Origin of the sequence: Candidimonas humi (assembly GCF_019166065.1) — a bacterium.
Taxonomy (GTDB): domain Bacteria; phylum Pseudomonadota; class Gammaproteobacteria; order Burkholderiales; family Burkholderiaceae_B; genus Candidimonas; species Candidimonas humi.
The window spans coordinates 1-1,358 of the sequence record NZ_JAHTBN010000025.1; the positions used below are offsets into that span (position 1 = coordinate 1).

Genomic DNA, 1,358 nt, shown 5'->3' on the forward strand with positions numbered 1-1,358 from the left:
CGGACATAATGAGATGGTCAGCCCGCCCCTATCCGAAGTAGTACGCTGAATGGAGAAGAGTTTTTCTGGGAGACCTTCATGAACACCGTTACTTTGATTGGCATTGATCTGGGCAAGCGCAGCTTCCACCTGCACGGACAGGACGCGGCAGGCAGGATGGTGTTTCGCAAGCAGTGCACACGCAGCCAGTTGTTCAAGCTGTTGGGCAACACGCCGTGCAGCACCGTGGTCATGGAGGCTTGCGCGGGTGCGCACTGGATGGCCCGCCGCATCAAGGCATTAGGCCATGAGGCGAAGCTGATTTCCCCGCAGTTCGTGCGCCCCTTCGTACAAGGCAACAAGAACGACTTTGCCGATGCACAGGCGATTTGCGAGGCGGCCTCTCGTCCGAGCATGCGGTTCGTGAGCCCTCGCAATGAGGCGCAACAGACGGTGTCGGCGTTGCACCGGGTACGCGAGTCGCTGGTACGTGAGCGCACGGGCGTTATTAACCAGATCCATGCGTTTTTGCTGGAGTTTGGCATCAGCTTGCCCAAGGGCCTGGCGATCGTCCGTCGTTTGCCAGCGGTATTGGCCCAGCACGAGTTGCCACTGCGGTTGGTAGCGTTGCTTGAGCGGCTGCAGGCCCATTTCAAGTACCTGGATAGACAGGTTGGCGATATTGAGCACGAATTGACCGCACAACTGCGCGAAGATGAGCGCAGCCAGCGGCTGCTAGATATCCCCGGGATCGGACCGATTACCGCCAGCGCGCTGATGACCGCACTGGGCGATGCCCGCCAGTTCGGCTCGGCGCGCCAGTTCGCCGCCTCGGTGGGGCTGGCACCGCGCCAGTACAGTACGGGTGGCAAACCTACGCTGCTGGGCATCAGCAAGCGCGGCGACAAGAACCTCAGGCGGCTGCTGGTACAGGGCGCGCGTGCCATCATGCAACGCATCGAGCGACGTACCGATACCCTGGGCACTTGGGTTAAAGGGTTGCTGGCCAGGCGACATTCGAACGTTGTGGCTTGCGCGCTGGCCAATAAATTGGCGAGGATAGCCTGGGCCATCCTCGCGAGAGGAACGAACTATCGAAGCGAACAGGCTATGCTGGCTGCCTGACCTTCGCACCATTTACGCAGTCACTTCCTGGTTTTGCGACGCGAGATAGGTGAAGACATAAACGGCTCAACGGCCGGGCAAGAAACCTGGTGATAGATACAGCATCCAGACGCTGAGGACATTTTTTAGGGTTGCCCGGCGCGGCTCTCATCATGGAGCGGGGATCCGTCCCCATGCAGACTCCGGATAGATTTAAGCAAGCCCAATTTACGTCAACACTGTCCTGTTTGCAAAAATCGGGCTGACCATAGATT

The 1,358-nt window shown here is 59.0% G+C and carries 1 protein-coding gene; it reads left to right on the forward strand.

Annotation, left to right across the window (positions count from 1 at the left end):
* Nucleotides 1-78: 78 nt before the first annotated feature.
* Complete coding sequence (locus tag KVP10_RS21145; protein ID WP_217966738.1) at nucleotides 79-1,104, forward strand: IS110 family RNA-guided transposase; 1,026 nt, start codon at nucleotides 79-81, stop codon at nucleotides 1,102-1,104.
* The last annotated feature ends 254 nt before the right edge of the window (nucleotides 1,105-1,358 follow it).

Excerpts from the sequence above, each read along its gene's own strand:
- KVP10_RS21145 (WP_217966738.1), top strand. The coding sequence starts at position 79 with ATGAACACCGTTACTTTGATTGGCATTGATCTGGGCAAGCGCAGCTTC.